Origin of the sequence: Streptomyces sp. NPDC053367 (genome assembly GCF_044545925.1) — a bacterium.
Classification (GTDB): Bacteria; Actinomycetota; Actinomycetes; order Streptomycetales; family Streptomycetaceae; genus Streptomyces.
The window spans coordinates 690010-705608 of the sequence record NZ_JBITYN010000001.1 but is presented as its reverse complement, the minus strand read 5'-3'; the positions used below and the strand labels follow the sequence as shown (position 1 = coordinate 705608).

Here is a 15599-nt window from a genome sequence, read left to right as displayed (position 1 = left end):
GGGGCCCGCAGGACCCGGGCCCGTGACACCGGTCACCGGCCGGCGCGCCGCGTCCCCACGACCGCGCTCAGGTCCGGCGCGAGCCGCAGCTCCACCGCGTTCAGCGCCGGGTGGGTGAGCCAGTGCAGCCGGGCCCGGTCCGGGCGGCCCTCGTGCAGGGGCGGCCAGGTGGTGGCGGGGGTGAAGTCGTCGACGACCACGGTGCCGCCGGGCGCGAGGAGCCATTCCACGTCGGCGGGCGGATCCTCGGGCACCTTGCCCTGCCCGCCGCCGTCCAGGACCAGCAGCTCGAACGGCCCGTGCTCCTCCAGGCGCCGCCAGTCACCGGTGAGCACCCGTACCTCCGGCCGGCCGGCGAACAGGGCCGCCGCCGCGCGAGCCCGCTCCGGGTCGCGCTCCACGCTCACCAGCCGTACGCCGTCTCCGGCGCCGGACGCCAGCCACGCGAGCCCGACGCCGAGTCCGGTGCCGGACTCCCCGACGACCGTGCGGGCCCCGCCCGCCAGGGCGTGCAGCAGACGGCCCTGCTCCGGGCGGCAGGAGTGGGGGAAACCGTGCGCCCGGGCGGCGGCGACGGCGCGGGCGACCAGCGGGGGCAGGGGACCGGCGGTGGCGTGGGCGGCGGTTCCGGCGATCGACATGCCGCCGATCCTGCCGGACCCGGCCGCGGCCCGCTGCCCGGACGGGACCTCCCGCTCAGATCGCCGCCCGGCCGACCACGTCCGCGACCACGCAGCTGACGTTGTCCGGTCCGCCCGCCTCGTTCGCCGCGTCCGTCAGCGCCCGGACCGCGTCGTCGGGGGATGCGGCCTCCATCAGCAGCCGCCGGACCCGGTCGTCGGGCACGGTGACGGACAGTCCGTCCGAGCACAGCAGATAGCGGTCGCCGGGCCTGGCCTCGTGGAGGCGGAGGTCCGGCAGCGGGTCGGCGTCCCCGGACAGCGCCTTCAGGAGCAGGAAGCGCTGCGGATGGGACTCGGCCTCCTGCGGGGTCAGACGGCCCTCGTCGAGGAGGGACTGCACGAGCGTGTGGTCGTGGGTGATGCGGAACAGGCCGCCGTCGCGCAGGACGTAGGCGCGGGAGTCGCCGATGTGGGCCAGGGCAAGGGCCGACCCGGTCCACAGCATGGCGGTCAGCGTGGTGCCGGCCTCCCCGCCACCGGCGGCCTCCCGCACGGCACGGGACGCGTCCCGCACGGCGTCCTCCAGCAGACCGAGCACGCCGCCGTCCGGCACGTCGGCGCCATCCAGCGCGGCGAGGGCCCGCACGGCCGCGCCGCTCGCGCCCTCGCCGCGCGGCCCGTACCCGTCGGCGACGGCGAGCAGGCGCCGGCCCGCGTAGGCGGCGTCCTGGTTGGCGGGCCTGGTCCGGCCCCGGTCGGAGCGGGCGGCGTAACGGAGTTCGAGCATGGCGGTGTCCTCCCGGAGCGGGGCCGACAGATGACCGACGAGGAACGCGGCGAGGTCCCGCCGTACGGCCGTCTCCGCCTCGACGCGCGCCCAGTACGCCCGGATCTCGGCGGCCGCGGCCGCGGGGTCGCGCTCCTGGAGCTCGCACACCTCACGGATCGACGCGAGCGGCATCCCGAGCCGCCGCAGCCACGCCACGAGCCGCGCCCGCTCCAGCTGCCCTGCCGCGTAGTACCGGTACCCGGTGTCCGGGTCCACCCGCGCCGGCCGGAGCAGCTCCAGCTCGTCGTACAGCCGCAGTGCCTTCGGCGACAGCCGGCACGCCTTCGCGAAGGCCCCGATCGTCAGCGTCTCCATGGAGTACCCCGCCCGTCCTCGTCTCTTCCCGCCACCGATGCTGGGGCTTGACCGAGGGTGAAGGTCAACCGCGCACCGCGGTCCGCTGGAGCAGCCCCCACGTGAACTCGGCCACCACCTCCCGGCGTACGCCGCCGGTGTCGGGGGCCGTGAAGGACAGACCCCACCGGGTGGGGGCGCTGCCCTCCAGGGGGCGGGCCGGCGGGAAGGCGCGGGCGGCCTCGTCGACGGTGCAGGACCAGGGCGTGAGGTCCTCCAGGGTGCGCAGGTCCGGGCCCTCGGCTCCCGGGGCCCGGACCAGCCACTCGTTCCAGACCGCGCCGTTCGGCGCGAGCAGGATCTCGAAGCGCAGGTCCGGCCAGAGCGGGACCGGCCACCGCCAGGCCTCGCAGTCGAGGTCCCCGACGCGGCGGGGGGCGACGGACTCCGGGGGGCCGAGCACCGAGCGGTAGCGGGAGGCGGCCGGGCGGGCGTGGCGGGAGCGGGCCATCGCCTGCCAGCGCTTGTTGGCCTCGCGCATCTCCGCCACCGACACGCCCAGCTCATGGCGTGCCCGCTCCACCAGGACCGGGTTGTGGTCGGCCATGCGGCGCAGCAGCACCAGCTGGAAGTGCAGGGGCGTGAAGGGGCTGGCTGACGGCATGCGTCCCATCGTCCCGCACCCGCCTCCCGGCCGGGCGGCGGCCGTCCGGGAGGAACAGCGCCGAGTGCGGCAGATCCGCGGCTGACGGCAAGCAGACAGCGGACGCCAGGCAGCGGGCGGGGCAGGGGCATTGCCCGCGGAAACGGACTTTGAGTAGCCTGTGTTCGTCATTCCGATCGGCTGTTGAAATTTCGAACAGCCTCGCAGATCAAGGGAGGGGGCCGACGTGGGACGCCTCGTGCCTGCCGTGACCCGGGCTCTCGACATACTCGAGCTCTTCCTCGACGGGGACGGCACGCTCTCCGCCCCCGACATCGTGCGCAAGCTCCAGCTGCCGCGCACCACCGTGCACGAGCTGGTCACCACGCTCGCCGCCCGCTCGTACATCGTCGGCGTGCCCGGCCAGCCGGGACGCTACCGGCTCGGTGTACGCCCCTACCAGCTCGGCAGCCGCTACGCCGAGCAGCTCGACCTCGCCGCCGAGGGCCAGCAGGTGGCCCGCTCGGTCGCCGAGACCTGCGACGAGACGGTGCACGTGGCGATCCTGGAGGGCACCGACGTCATCTACATCGCCAAGGTCGACTCCACCCACGCCGTCCGGATGGTGTCCGCGGCGGGCCGCCGCCTCCCCGCGCACTGCACGTCCGTCGGCAAGATGCTGCTGGCCTCCCTTCCCGAGCAGGAACTCGCCGCGCGCATCCCCGACGACGCCGAGCTGGTCGCGATGACCCCGAACAGCATCACCGACCCGGCCGCTCTGCGCGAGACCCTCGCCGAGATCCGCACCCGCGGCCTCGCCGTGGAGAACCGCGAGTCCAACCCGGACGTCTCCTGCGTTGCCGCGCCCGTCCGCGACCGCACCGGCAGGGTCGTCGCCGCCCTGTCCATCTCCGTGCCCATGATCCGCTGGAGCGAGGAGCGCCGCGCCGAGCTGGAGCAGCTCGCCGCCAAGGGCGCCGCCGAACTGTCCGAGCGGCTCGGCCACCGGAGCGCCGTATGACCGCCCACGAGGTCGCCGTGCGGGCCGAGGCAGCCCTCGGCGAGGGCCCCACCTGGGACGCGGACGCCGGCCGCCTCATCTGGGTCGACATCCTCGGCTCCCGGGTGCACACCTACGACCCCGTGACCGGCCGGCGCACGGTCCGCCGTACCGAGCAGCACGTGGGAGCGGCGAAGCCGCGCACCGGCGGCGGCCTGGTCCTCAACCTCCGTGACGGGGTCGGCCTGCTCGACCCCGACGGCACCTTCCGCTGGCTGCACCGCGAGGCCGTGCCCGGCCGCCGCGGCAACGACGCCGCCGTCGCCCCCGACGGCTCCCTGTGGGCCGGCACCATGCGCTACGACGAGGCCCCGGGCGGCGGCACGCTGACCCGGCTCACCGGAGCGGGCGCCGTGGAGACGGTCCTCGACTCGGTCGCCGTCAGCAACGGCACCGGCTGGAGCCCCGACGGCCGCCTGATGTACTACATCGACTCCCCGACCCGCCGCATCGATGTCTTCGACGTCACCGGCGACCGGGTCCTCGGCCGCCGCCCCTTCGCGCGGATCGAGCCGGACGCCGGCTTCCCCGACGGCCTCACCGTCGACGCCGACGGCTGTGTGTGGGTCGCCCTCTGGGACGGCGGCGCCGTACGCCGCTACACCCCGGACGGCACCCTGGACCGAGTGGTCCCCCTCCCGGTCCCCCGCCCCACGGCATGCGCCTTCGGCGGCGCCGGCCTGACCGACCTCTACATCACGACGGCCCGCACGGGCTTGCGGGCACCCCACCCGTTGTCGGGCTCGCTCCTGGTGGTCCCGGCCGCGGGGAAGGGCCTTGCCCAGCCGGCGTTCCAGGGCTGAGGGTCACGCCCGGGCGCTCTCCGCCGGGGTGGTCGTGCGGGTGCGTACCGTCTGGAGTTCGGCCGGGCTGCCCAGTGCGCGGGCGACGGAGTGGATCTCGCGCATCAGGTAGCCCGGGTCGGCGGGGGTGCCGGGCTCGCGGCGGCTCTGTACCGCGTCCAGGAGCATCACCGCGGTGGCCAGGGCCTCGGCGCGGGCGGGTGGGTGGCCGAGAGCGAGGGCGGCGTCGTACGCGCGGGTGCGCAGGCCGTCGTCGAGGTGGCGGGAGAGCTGGAGCAGGGCGTCGCGGATGAAGGTCTCGCGGCGGATCAGGCGGAGTTCGCCGGTGGCGTGCGGGGCGAACGGCTCGCGGCCACCGGTGACGCGGCGCATCAGCAGGTACAGCGGCCGCAGTTGCCGGCGCACACGGCGAAGCCGCCAGTGCTCCTGGAGGTACTGCCCGGCGTGCGGGACGATGAAGCCCACCGCGACCAGGGTGGCCGAGGCGCAGGCGGCCGCGGGCGCCAGATAGGTGCTCAGCCAGTCGAGGTCGTGCCCGGTCCAGCGGGCCGCCACCGCCGTGAGCTTGGCGCCGCCGAACAGCAGGTTCAGGCTGTAGCCGACGGCGAGGATGCGCAAGCCGCAGCGCAGCCAGGCGTCGAGCCCCTCGGTGCGGATCCAGTTCCAGATCACCCGGGCCGTGATGGAGCAGGCCAGGGTGTGCGCGAGGAGGTAGAGCAGGATCTGCTCGCGCATGAACGGGGTCGTGGCGTAGTAGGTGTCCAGATCGCGAGGGCGCTCCACGGGGGCGTCCGCACATGCGAAGAGCACCCAGAGCCCGACGACCACGCCCGCGTAGGCGCCGACGACCCGGCGGGTGGCCCGGCGGGTGGCGGCCGAGCGGCCGGTGCCGTTGCGCCAGGCCACGATCAGCAGCAGCCAGGACGCGGACAGCGCGGTGATCAGGGAGTACACCCAGGGTGCCGCGATGTTCGGCACGCCGGTGACCCGGTTGGTCCAGGCGATCGTGGAGGGCGCCGCGGACACGAACACCGCACAGCCGAACAGCAGCAGTCCGCCGACGGCCCGCAGCAGCGGGTCCCGCCACATCTTCACGATGCTGGGCAGTTTGATCGCCAGCGCGGCCGCCAGCAGCACGGTCGGCAGCCACACGGAGACGTTCAGGTCGGTGAGCAGCCGCGACGGCTCCAGCGCGAACGGCAGGGGCGCGGCGGCCGCGGTCCGGATCACCGCGGCGGCCCCCGCCGCCGGGACGGTGCCGGTCACCGGGCCGTCCTCCCGCGGCCCCGGTAGCCGAGGGAGCGCTGCACCGGGTCCGAGGGTGCGTGCCGGTCCTGGCCCGGCGTCAGCAGGTGGCGGAAGGCGGCGGCGAGGCGGTGGCCGAAGTCGTCGGCCTGGGCCTCGTCGGCCTGGCGTGAGCCGTTGCGGGCGGCGACGGTCAGCGCGGAGCCGCCCCAGCCGGCCAGGGCGCGGGCGGCGGCCGCCTCCTCGACGCCGTGGTGATGGCGGTGGCCGGCGTGCAGATGCCACAACTCGTGCCCGAGGATGACCAGTTGCTGGGAGGCCTCGGCCCGTTCCTCGACGATGACCAGGTCGAAGTCGTGGAACTCCACGCACAGCCCGGTCACTTCGATCTCGTCGGGGAACCGCTCGAAGCGCAGCTCGACGGGCCGCCCGCCGCGCAGGACGCTCATCTCCTCGCACAGGACACGGCACAGGTCGCGGACGTCGGCGGGCGGCCGGGGTCTGGCCCGGAGCGCCGCGGTCAGGTCGCGGGCGAGCCCCCGCATGGCGGAGGCCGCGCTCGGGCGGCGTAGCGCCGTCGCGGCCCGGGCCGCCTTCCTCCGCGCGCCCGCGATGTCCATCGCGCCCCCTTCCACCGCCGTTCGGCGGGCTGTTCGAGACTACGCGGGGAGACCGCCCGCGTCATGCGATCCGACGACGGTCGTTCCGATCCGAACCATCGGTTGGCCCGGTTCTGGCCGAGAGTCGCCGTCGTCGTCCTTGTCACCGTCGGCGGCGTCCGGCTCTGCCGAACCGTGTCCGACCCATTGACGTCCGGGCGCGGGGAATCTACGGTCCCGTTCGAAGTTACGAGCGGCATCCGATATTTCGAACGATCGAGTTTCGAACCACCGTGTTTCGAACCACCGCGTTTCGAACGACCCGGCTGCGGCCGGTTCATCGAACCAGGAACGTAAGGGCAGGCAATGGGACGACCTGACCTCAATCGCAGGCAACTACTCGCCGGTGCGGGCGGACTGGCCGTCGCCGGCGGCTTCGGCTTCGCGGCGCTGGGCACCGGCGCCGACGCGCTCGCCTCCGGCGCGGACACCCGTGTGCGCTACTGGAACCTCTTCAGCGGCGGCGACGGCGCCAACATGATCGCCATGCTGGACGCCTTCCGCGCGCAGAACCCCGGCATCGACGTCAAGGACTCCACCCTCCAGTGGGGCAACCCCTTCTACACGAAGCTGGCGATGGCCGCCGCGGGCAACCGCGCCCCGGAACTCGCCGTCATGCACCTGGGCCGGGTCGCGGGCTTCTCCCCGGGACGGCTCCTCGACCCCTGGGACATGGACCTCCTCGCCAGGTACGGAGTCCGCAAGGAGGACTACAACCCCGCCCTGTGGAACCGCGGCGTCATCGACGGCAGGCTCTACGCCCTGCCGCTCGACATCCACGTCCAGCTCTGCTTCTACCGCAAGGACGTGCTGAGGAAGGCCGAACTCCTCGACGCCGACGGCCGGATGGCCCCGGTCGGCTCCACCACCGAGTGGTTCGACGTGCTGAAGAAGGCCAGAAAGGCACAGAAGAAGGGCCTGCAGACCATCGGCCTGTGGACGAACGACCAGAACTTCCAGTGGTGGTTCTTCGTCGCCTTCTACACCCAGCTCGGCGGCGAGTGGTTCGACGACGCCCGCACCGGGGTCCTCTTCGACGCCGAAAAGGCCACCCGGGTCCTGGAGTTCCTCCGGCAGCACGTCACCGACGGCTATGTCGTCCCGGGCGCCCCCACCGGCGAACAGTTCATCAACGGCGCCCCCTTCACCTGGGAGGGTAACTGGTCGGTCCCGGTGTTCTCCGGCGCGAAACTCGACTACGGCGCCACCCCGCTGCCGCCCGTCTTCGGCAGGCCGGCCACCCACGCCGAGTCCCACGCCTTCGTCCTGCCCCACCAGTCCGGCCGCGGCGGCGCCGCGAACGAGGGCGCCCACCGGCTCGCCGCCTACGTCGTCCAGCACGCCCGGCAGTGGGCGGCGGGCGGCCACATCCCCGCCTACACGCCGACCCTCACCTCGGCCGCGTACCAGAAGCTCACCCCGCAGAACGAGTACGTGAGCGCCATGGACCACCAGGCCACCGAGCCCAAGGTGTGGTTCGCGGGCTCCACCGGCGTGCTCGCGCAGGACCTCGGCCCGATCGTCGTCTCCTCCACGATGGGCTCCGCCGGACCGGCCACCGCCGCCGCGCGGATGAGGTCCCGGCTCGACACGCTCCTCGCCTCGAAGAACCCGATGGACGGCAGGACAGCCGCGCAGGGAGGTGCGGTCGCATGACGACCACCAGTGCCGAGACCGTCCTCGCCCCCGCGAGGACCAGGGCCGCCACGGCCGTCGCCACCGTCCGCCGCGGGCAGGGCTTCCAGCACGGAGGCTGGTTCGTCGCCCCGTTCCTCGCCCTGTTCGTGCTGTTCGTGATCTGGCCCCTGCTGCGCGGCGTCTGGCTCAGCCTCACCGACGCCAACATCTCCGGCGAGGGCGCGCGCTTCGTCGGCCTCGCCAACTACCGCGAGGCGCTGGACGACCCGATGATGTGGGACGCGCTCGGCCACAGCGCGTACTTCACGCTCCTCGTCGTCCCCTGCATCACCGTCCTCGCCTTCCTGCTCGCGATGCTCGCCCACAACATCGAGCGCGCCAAGTGGCTGTGGCGGCTGTGCTTCTTCGCGCCGTTCCTGCTGCCCTCCACGGTCGCCGCCAACATGTGGCAGTGGCTGTTCACCCAGGGCATCGGCCTGTTCAACCACACCCTCGGCATCGACACGCCCTGGCTCACCGACAAGTCGTACGCCATGCCCGCCATCGTCATCCAGACCCTGTGGTGGACCGTCGGCTTCAGCTTCCTGCTCTACCTCGCCGCCCTCCAGGGCATCCCCGGCCACCTCTACGAGGCCGCCAAGCTCGACGGCGCCAACGCCTGGCAGCGCATGGTCCACATCACCCTGCCGATGCTGCGCAACATCACCGGCCTGGTGATCACCCTGCAGATCCTCGCCTCGCTCCAGCTCTTCGACCAGGCCGTCGTGATGATGGACTTCGGCCCCGGACCCGAGCTCAGCACCCGCTCCTTCGTCCAGTACACCCTCGAACAGGGCTTCACCGGCTACCGCGTGGGCTACGCCTCCGCGATCTCCGTCATCTTCTTCCTGATCATCGCAGTCGTCGCCCTGGCGCGGATGTGGCTGCTGCGCACCCGTGAGGAGGGCGCCCGATGAGCGGCACCCGGATCCGGCTCAAGCCCCGCACTGCCTGGACCCCCGGCCAGATCGTCCTCACCCTGCTCGGCGTCGCCGTCTCCGCCCTCTTCACGGCACCGGTCGCGGCGGCCCTGTTCACCTCCCTGAAGTCCGAGGCCGAGGCCGCCGAGATACCGCCGCACTGGCTGCCGAGGGAGTGGACCGGCCAGGCCTGGAAGGCCCTTCTCGAGACCGGCAACATCACCGACTGGTTCATCAACTCCCTGGTCGTCTCCGTCTGTGTGACGACCGTGGTCCTCGTGGTGGGCGCCCTCGCCGGATACGGCTTCGCCCGCACCGAGTTCCGCGGCAAGAGCGCCCTGCTCGGCCTGGTCATGGCCGGCCTGATGATCTCCCCGGCCGTCCTCGGCGTCCCCCTGTTCACCACCGTGCAGCAGATGGGGATGGTCGACACCTACTGGGGCATGATCCTGCCCCAGTGCGCGCCCGCCGCGATGGTGTTCATCCTCTACAAGTTCTTCCAGGGCGTCCCGCGCGAAGTGGAGGAGGCCGCCTTCATCGACGGCGCCGGCCGCTGGCGGGTCTTCTTCACCATCGTGGTCCCGCTCGCCCGCCCCTCCCTCGCGGCGGTCGGCATCTTCACCTTCATCGCGTCGTGGAACAACTTCCTGTGGCCGTACATGGTCACCAACAACCCCGACCTGATGACCATGCCCAACGGCATCGCGACCGTCATGAACTCCTACGGCATCCAGTGGGCCCAGCTGATGGCCGGCGGTCTGATGGCCGGCCTGCCCCTGATCGTCGTCTTCGTCTTCTTCCAGCGTCGGATCGTCGCGGGCGTCGCCCACACCGGATTGGCGGGACAGTGACCGTACGCACCGCACTCACGGCCGTCACCACGGCGGCCCTCATGGCCCTGGCACCGCACGCGGCCCGGGCCGCCGAGACCTACCCCGAACCCCGCCCGGTCACCGGCCAGGAGATCATCCACGACCCGACGGTGATCCGCCTGGGCTCCGGCGGCTACGCGGCCTATTCGACGGGCGGCGTCATCGGCGCCCGCCTCTCCGCGGACGGCAGGCACTGGCACGACTCCGGCAACGCCTTCGCCGAGCCCCCCGAGTGGTGGTACGAGTACAACGACACGGGCGACCCCTGGGCCCCGGACATCTCCTACCGCGACGGCCGGTACTGGCTCTACTACGCCGTCTCCTCCTGGGGCACCAACCACTCCGCGATCGGCGTCGCGACCTCGCCCTCCGGCCTCCCGGGCACCTGGACCGACCACGGCAAGGTCTTCTCCTCCGAACGCACCGACTCCTGGAACGCCATCGACCCGGCGATCGTCAAGTCCCGCGGCCGCCTGTGGATGACCTTCGGCTCGTACTGGACGGGCATCCGCATGGTCGAGCTGGACCCGGAGACCGGCAGGGCCCTGCCGCACGCGACCGTCCACCACCTCGCGACCCGCCCCGACGCCCCGTACGCCGTCGAGGGCCCCTACATCGCCAGACACGGCCGCTACTACTACCTCTTCGCCTCCTACGACGCCTGCTGCTCGGGCGTGAACTCCACCTACAAGATCAAGGTGGGCCGCTCCACGTCCGTGACGGGCCCCTACGTCGACAGCTCGGGCACCCCCATGCTCGAAGGCGGCGGCGACCTCCTCCTCCAGGGCCACGGCGACTTCGTCGGCACCGGCGGCCAGTCCGTCTTCCAGGACCGGGGCGAGGACTGGCTGGCCTACCACTACTACGACGCCCAGGACAACGGCACGCCGAAGCTCGGCCTCAACAAGCTGAACTGGAAAGAGGGCTGGCCGGAGGTTGCCTAGGGGCGCGGGGCCGTATCCGATGTGCGGCTCCGCCGCGTGAGCGCAGGAAGCCACGCCGATCCCGCACCCGCCCACCGACAGAAACCACCCACCACGAAAGGCGAACATGCGCACCGCCCGCTTCACCCTGGACCCCGCCTTCACCGTCGCCCAGGTCGACCCCCGTATCTTCGGCTCCTTCGTGGAGCACCTCGGCCGCTGCGTGTACACGGGCATCTACGAGCCGGACCACCCGACCGCCGACGAGGCCGGCCTCCGCCGGGACGTCCTCGACCTCGTGCGGGAACTCGGCGTCACCGCCGTCCGCTACCCCGGCGGCAACTTCGTCTCCGGCTACAAGTGGGAGGACTCGGTCGGCCCGGTCGAGGAGCGCCCCCGCCGCCTCGACCTCGCCTGGCGCACGACGGAGTCCAACCGCTTCGGCCTCTCGGAGTTCATCGCCTTCCTCAAGAAGGTCGGCCCCCGGGCGGAGCCCATGATGGCGGTGAACCTCGGCACGAGGGGCGTCGCGGAGGCCATCGAGCTCCAGGAGTACGCCAACCACCCCTCCGGCACGGCCCTCTCCGACCTCCGCCGCAGCCACGGCGACAAGGACCCCTTCGGCATCAGGCTGTGGTGCCTCGGCAACGAGATGGACGGCCCCTGGCAGACCGGCCACAAGACGGCCGAGGAGTACGGCCGGATCGCCGCCGAGACGGCACGCGCCATGCGCCAGATCGACCCGGAGGTCGAACTCGTCGCCTGCGGCAGTTCGAGCCAGTCGATGCCCACCTTCGCCGCGTGGGAGGCGACCGTCCTCCAGGAGACGTACGACCTGATCGACTACATCTCCCTGCACGCCTACTACGAGCCCCTCGACGGCGACGTCGACTCCTTCCTGGCCTCGGCCGTGGACATGGAGACCTTCATCGAGAACGTCGTCGCCACCTGCGACCACGTCGGCGCCCGCCTGAAGTCGAAGAAGAAGATCAACCTCTCCTTCGACGAGTGGAACGTCTGGTACCTGTCCCGCACCGAGGCCGAGGTCAGCGCCCTCGACTGGCCGCAGGCACCGCGCCTGCTCGAGGACAACTACAGCGTCACGGACGCCGTGGTCTTCGGCTCCCTGCTCATCGCCCTGCTCCGGCACGCCGACCGGGTGACGGTCGCCTGCCTCGCCCAGCTGGTGAACGTCATCGCCCCGATCATGACGGAACCCGGCGGCCCGGCCTGGCGGCAGACGACGTTCTTCCCGTTCGCGCAGGCCTCCGAGTACGGCCGGGGCGAGGTGCTGGACGTCCGCGTGGACTCGCCGACGTACGAGACGAGGAAGTACGGCGAGGCCGACCTGCTGCACGCCACCGCCGTGCGGGCCGAGGACGGCACGGTCACCGTCTTCGCCGTCAACCGGGGCCGCACCGACCCCCTCCCGCTGGAGGTGGCGCTGGGCGGCCTCGGGGTGACGCGGGTCGTCGAGCACAGCGCCCTCGCCGACGCCGACCCGGACGCCCGCAACACCCTCGACGAGCCCGAGCGGGTCGTCCCGCACGCCGTCGAGGGCACGCGGGTGACGGACGGCCGCCTGACCGCCGTACTGGAGCCGCTGTCCTGGAACGTGATCAGGCTGGCCTGAGCCGTGCCCCGGCCTGACCGACAATGGGCGCATGAGGATCTCGGCACGGGCGGACTACGCGGTGCGGGCGGCGCTGGAACTCGCCGTACGGCAGGGCGACGGCGAACCGGTGAAGGCGGAGACGGTCGCCGTCGCACAGGACATCCCGCACAAGTTCCTGGAGGGCATCCTCGGCGACCTCCGCCGCGCCGGCGTCGTGGACAGCCGGCGCGGCGGAGGCGGCGGCTACCGCCTGGCCCGTGCGGCGTCCGCGATCACCGTCGCGGACATCATCCGCGCCGTCGACGGCCCGATCGTCTCGGTGCGCGGGGAGCGCCCGACCGGCCTGACCTACCAGGGCACGGCCGAGCCGCTGCTCCCGCTGTGGATCGCGCTGCGCGCCAACGTCCGCCGCATCCTGGAGGGCGTCACCCTGGCCGACCTCGCCGCGGACGCCCTGCCGGAACCGGTCCGGGCGCTGGCCGCGGAACCGGCGGCGTGGGAGAACCCGTAGAAACGCGCAGGACACGGGCCGCCGTCCCGGCACAGGGTCGGCGGCCGTGAACAGGCGTGTGGGGAAGAAGCTCTCGCGGCGGCTGGTGACGGCGGCGCTCATCGGGGACGCGGCCCGGGTCCGGGCCCTGCTGCGGGCGGGCGCGGACCCGGGGCGGGCGAACCGGGAGGGGACGACACCGCTGTACCAGGCGTCGGTCCACGGGGACACGGCCGTCGTCGAGCTGCTCCTGGCGGCCGGTGCCGGCCCCGACGCGGAGAGCGGGCACGGCAGCGAGGGCCTGCCCCTGTGCGGGGCCGCCTGCTGGGGCCACACCGACACGGTCCGGGCGCTCCTGGCGGCCGGCGCGGACCCGTCGCTGCGCGAGGACGGCGGCACGGGCCTGACCCCGCTGGAGTGGGCGGAGCGGGGCGCGCACGCCGAGACCGCCGCGGTGCTGCGTGCCGCGCGGGGCGCGGGAGCCTGAACTTCCGTCGCTGCGTGGACCATTGACGCGCAAGGGGTTCGATTCTACGGTCCCGTCCGATGACGCGACCGTCGTTCGGTATGCCGAACAGGCGGTGACCCCCACCCTAGGAGCGTCCCCTTGAGCCGCACCCGCACCCGTACTCGCAGCCGTACTCGTCCTCCCTCCCGCACTCGCACCACCCTCCTCGCCGCTCCGCTCGCCGCACTTCTCGCCCTGCTGCCCTCCACCGCCTCCGCCTATCCCGGCCCCGGCACGGTCACGGGCTCCACGGTCGTCCACGACCCGACCATGATCCGCACCTCCTCCGGGCAGTACCTGCTGTACGCCACCGGCGGCGGCCTCGCCGCGAAGACGTCCGGCGACCGGATCGCGTTCAGGGCGGCGGGTGACGCGTTCTCCGCACGGCCGGGCTGGTGGTCGACGTACTCCTCCGTGCCGGAGGCGTGGGCGCCAGACATCTCGTACCACGGCGGGAAGTACCTGATGTACTACTCCGTCTCGAAGTTCGGCACGAACACCTCCGCCATCGGCCTCGCCGGGTCGAGCACCGGGCAGCCGGGCAGCTGGACCGACTACGGGATCGTCCACAGCTCCAGCTCGTCCAGCGACTACAACGCCATCGACCCCAACCTCTTCATCGACGGCGACGGCAAGTGGTGGCTCTCGTTCGGCAGTTGGTGGACCGGCATCAAGATGATCCGGATCGACCCGTCGACGGGCAAGCAGCTGTCGACCGACACCACCCGCCACTCGCTCGCCTCCCGCCCGACCGGGACGAAGGCCGTCGAGGCGCCCTTCGTCGTCAAACGGGGCGGCTACTACTACCTCTTCGCCTCGTACGACGTCTGCTGCCAGGGCACCGGCTCCACGTACAAGGTGAAGGTCGGCCGGGCCACCTCCGTCACCGGGCCCTACTACGACAAGAACGGCGTCGCGCTGACGAACAACGGAGGCACGCCCGTGCTGGAGTCGCACGGCAGGGTCATCGGCCCCGGCGGACAGTCGATCATGGCCGACGTCGACGGGGACCTGATCGTCTACCACTACTACGACGGCAACGACAACGGCACGCCCAAGCTCGGCGTCAACCTGCTGAACTGGAGCACCGGCTGGCCCGTCGCCTACTGAGCCATGCCCCCGGCGGCGGGCCACCCCGGCACACCCCGGACCTGCGCCGCGGTGAGGCCTCCCTGCGCCGGCACCCCCACGGGTGTCGGCCCGACCGCCGCGGGCAGCGGCATCGACAGGCCCGCCCCGTTCGTGGCGCTGACCAGCCGGTCCACGGCCGCCGTGCCCGAGCTGTAACTGGTCCCGGTGTTCAGCTCGGGCACGGCGCCCTCCCTCCTGGACGTCCCGTAGAGCACCTGTTCCAGGCCGGACACCAGGCGACGCACGTCGACCTGGGGGCGCACCACGAGCCGCAGGAAGCGGCTGGAGGAACCGATCTTGTTGCCGCACTCGCGGACGAGGATCCGGTGCTCGGTGAGCAGCCGGTCCCGCACGACGGTTCCCTCGGCGCCGACGGGCAGGCGCACGAAGAGGAAGTTGCCCTGGGAGGGGTAGACCGTCAGCCCCGGCAGCGCCGACAGCGCGCTGGCCATCTCCAGCCGGTCCCGGCGCACCTGCGCGAGGCTCTGCGCGTACTCCGCCCCGTGCTCCTTCAGCATGAACACCACGTGCTCGGCGAAGGAGTTGAGGTTCCACTTGGGCAGCATCGCGCGGACCTTGCCCGCGAGCGCCGGGCCCGCGACCAGATAGCCGAAGCGCACGCCGTGCAGCCCGAAGTTCTTGCCGAGGCTGCGCAGCACGATGACGTTGGGCCGCAGCATCGCCTCCTGCACGACCGACGGATCCGCCTCAGCGTCGGCGAACTCCAGGAACGACTCGTCGACGATCACCAGGTCCAGGTCCGCCAGCGCGTCCAAGAACTGCACGACGGCGTGCCTGCGCAGATAGCCGCCGTCGGGGTTGTTGGGGTTGCACAGGACCGCGACACGGGTGCCGCGCGCCCGGATGAACTCCGCGTACCGGGCCAGGTCCAGGGCGAAGCCGGCGGACTCCTGGAGCGGGAACATGTCGACGCGCTTGCCGGTCTCCATCGGCTGGTCGGTCCAGCGGCCGAAGGTGGGGACGGGGACGGCGAGGGACTCCCGGACCAGCAGGTGGTCGATCCAGGTGATCAGCTCCGTGGAGCCGTTGCCCATCGCCACGCACTGCGGCGGAAGGCCCAGCAGCGCGCACAGCTCAGCGGTGATGGTGTCGGCGCTGCTGGGGTAGTAGGTGACGATGTCGCGCAGGCGGGCCGCCATCTCGTCGAACATCGCCGGGGTGGGGAAGTACGGGTTGCAGGGGATGCAGAAGTCCACCGGACCGGACCCGTCGCCGCCCTCGCGCGTCAGCGCCGCCATGGACGGGCTGTGTGCCGATCCGGCGCGGAAGAGCGAGGTGACACTACC

The 15599-nt window shown here is 72.5% G+C and carries 16 protein-coding genes; 10 read left to right on the top strand and 6 right to left on the bottom strand.

The window, feature by feature from the left end; genetic code table 11:
* Nucleotides 1-32: 32 nt before the first annotated feature.
* The 3 genes from ACIGXJ_RS03275 to ACIGXJ_RS03265 all read right to left on the bottom strand — a co-directional run bounded on the left by ACIGXJ_RS03275 (nt 33) and on the right by ACIGXJ_RS03265 (nt 2419).
* Nucleotides 33-641 carry an O-methyltransferase gene (locus tag ACIGXJ_RS03275; protein WP_399640957.1) on the bottom strand — a complete coding sequence of 203 codons (609 nt, stop codon included), beginning with the start codon at nt 639-641 and terminating at the stop codon, nt 33-35.
* A gap of 55 nt (nt 642-696) precedes the next feature.
* Complete coding sequence (locus ACIGXJ_RS03270; RefSeq protein WP_399640955.1) at nt 697-1767, bottom strand: MerR family transcriptional regulator; 1071 nt, start codon at nt 1765-1767, stop codon at nt 697-699.
* A 64-nt stretch (nt 1768-1831) separates the two neighbouring features.
* Nucleotides 1832-2419, bottom strand: coding sequence for a hypothetical protein (locus ACIGXJ_RS03265; protein WP_399640952.1), 588 nt, complete (start codon nt 2417-2419; stop codon nt 1832-1834).
* A 217-nt stretch (nt 2420-2636) separates the two neighbouring features.
* Between ACIGXJ_RS03265 and ACIGXJ_RS03260 the strand changes: the two genes are divergently transcribed.
* Nucleotides 2637-3410 (top strand): IclR family transcriptional regulator, encoded by a 774-nt coding sequence (locus tag ACIGXJ_RS03260; RefSeq protein ID WP_399640951.1) that lies wholly within the window; start codon nt 2637-2639, stop codon nt 3408-3410.
* Nucleotides 3407-4252: an SMP-30/gluconolactonase/LRE family protein gene (locus tag ACIGXJ_RS03255; RefSeq protein ID WP_399640948.1), complete on the top strand. Its 846-nt coding sequence runs from the start codon at nt 3407-3409 to the stop codon at nt 4250-4252. Before ACIGXJ_RS03260 ends, ACIGXJ_RS03255 begins: the two co-directional genes overlap by 4 nt.
* A 3-nt stretch (nt 4253-4255) precedes the next feature.
* Here ACIGXJ_RS03255 and ACIGXJ_RS03250 read toward each other — a convergent pair whose 3' ends face one another.
* On the bottom strand, nt 4256-5455 hold the full coding sequence (locus tag ACIGXJ_RS03250; RefSeq protein WP_399642133.1) for an MAB_1171c family putative transporter: 1200 nt from the start codon (nt 5453-5455) through the stop codon (nt 4256-4258).
* A 59-nt stretch (nt 5456-5514) separates the two neighbouring features.
* Nucleotides 5515-6117 (bottom strand): toxin-antitoxin system, toxin component family protein, encoded by a 603-nt coding sequence (locus ACIGXJ_RS03245; RefSeq protein ID WP_399640947.1) that lies wholly within the window; start codon nt 6115-6117, stop codon nt 5515-5517.
* A gap of 345 nt (nt 6118-6462) precedes the next feature.
* On the opposite strand from ACIGXJ_RS03245, the gene ACIGXJ_RS03240 reads away from it, so the two are divergent.
* From ACIGXJ_RS03240 to ACIGXJ_RS03205, 8 genes are all read left to right on the top strand, one after another.
* Nucleotides 6463-7812, top strand: a complete 1350-nt coding sequence (locus tag ACIGXJ_RS03240; RefSeq protein ID WP_399640944.1) for an extracellular solute-binding protein — start codon at nt 6463-6465, stop codon at nt 7810-7812.
* The gene (locus tag ACIGXJ_RS03235; RefSeq protein ID WP_399640942.1) at nt 7809-8750 is read left to right on the top strand and encodes a carbohydrate ABC transporter permease; all 942 of its coding nucleotides are present in this window, start codon (nt 7809-7811) and stop codon (nt 8748-8750) included. The genes ACIGXJ_RS03240 and ACIGXJ_RS03235 overlap by 4 nt, the downstream gene beginning before the upstream one ends.
* Nucleotides 8747-9604 (top strand): carbohydrate ABC transporter permease, encoded by an 858-nt coding sequence (locus ACIGXJ_RS03230; protein ID WP_399640940.1) that lies wholly within the window; start codon nt 8747-8749, stop codon nt 9602-9604. The genes ACIGXJ_RS03235 and ACIGXJ_RS03230 overlap by 4 nt, the downstream gene beginning before the upstream one ends.
* Nucleotides 9601-10569, top strand: a complete 969-nt coding sequence (locus tag ACIGXJ_RS03225; RefSeq protein WP_399640938.1) for an arabinan endo-1,5-alpha-L-arabinosidase — start codon at nt 9601-9603, stop codon at nt 10567-10569. Before ACIGXJ_RS03230 ends, ACIGXJ_RS03225 begins: the two co-directional genes overlap by 4 nt.
* A 106-nt stretch (nt 10570-10675) precedes the next feature.
* A complete protein-coding gene (locus tag ACIGXJ_RS03220) occupies nt 10676-12181 on the top strand; it encodes an alpha-N-arabinofuranosidase (protein ID WP_399640935.1) in 1506 nt (501 codons plus the stop codon).
* Between the two features lie 31 nt (nt 12182-12212).
* Nucleotides 12213-12674, top strand: coding sequence for an RrF2 family transcriptional regulator (locus ACIGXJ_RS03215; protein ID WP_399640933.1), 462 nt, complete (start codon nt 12213-12215; stop codon nt 12672-12674).
* 46 nt (nt 12675-12720) lie between these two features.
* Nucleotides 12721-13140, top strand: a complete 420-nt coding sequence (locus ACIGXJ_RS03210) for an ankyrin repeat domain-containing protein (RefSeq protein WP_399640931.1) — start codon at nt 12721-12723, stop codon at nt 13138-13140.
* A 120-nt stretch (nt 13141-13260) separates the two neighbouring features.
* Nucleotides 13261-14271 carry an arabinan endo-1,5-alpha-L-arabinosidase gene (locus tag ACIGXJ_RS03205; protein WP_399640928.1) on the top strand — a complete coding sequence of 337 codons (1011 nt, stop codon included), beginning with the start codon at nt 13261-13263 and terminating at the stop codon, nt 14269-14271.
* Here ACIGXJ_RS03205 and ACIGXJ_RS03200 read toward each other — a convergent pair.
* Complete coding sequence (locus ACIGXJ_RS03200; protein WP_399640925.1) at nt 14265-15551, bottom strand: pyridoxal phosphate-dependent aminotransferase; 1287 nt, start codon at nt 15549-15551, stop codon at nt 14265-14267. The genes ACIGXJ_RS03205 and ACIGXJ_RS03200 overlap by 7 nt on opposite strands.
* Nucleotides 15552-15599: the final 48 nt, after the last annotated feature.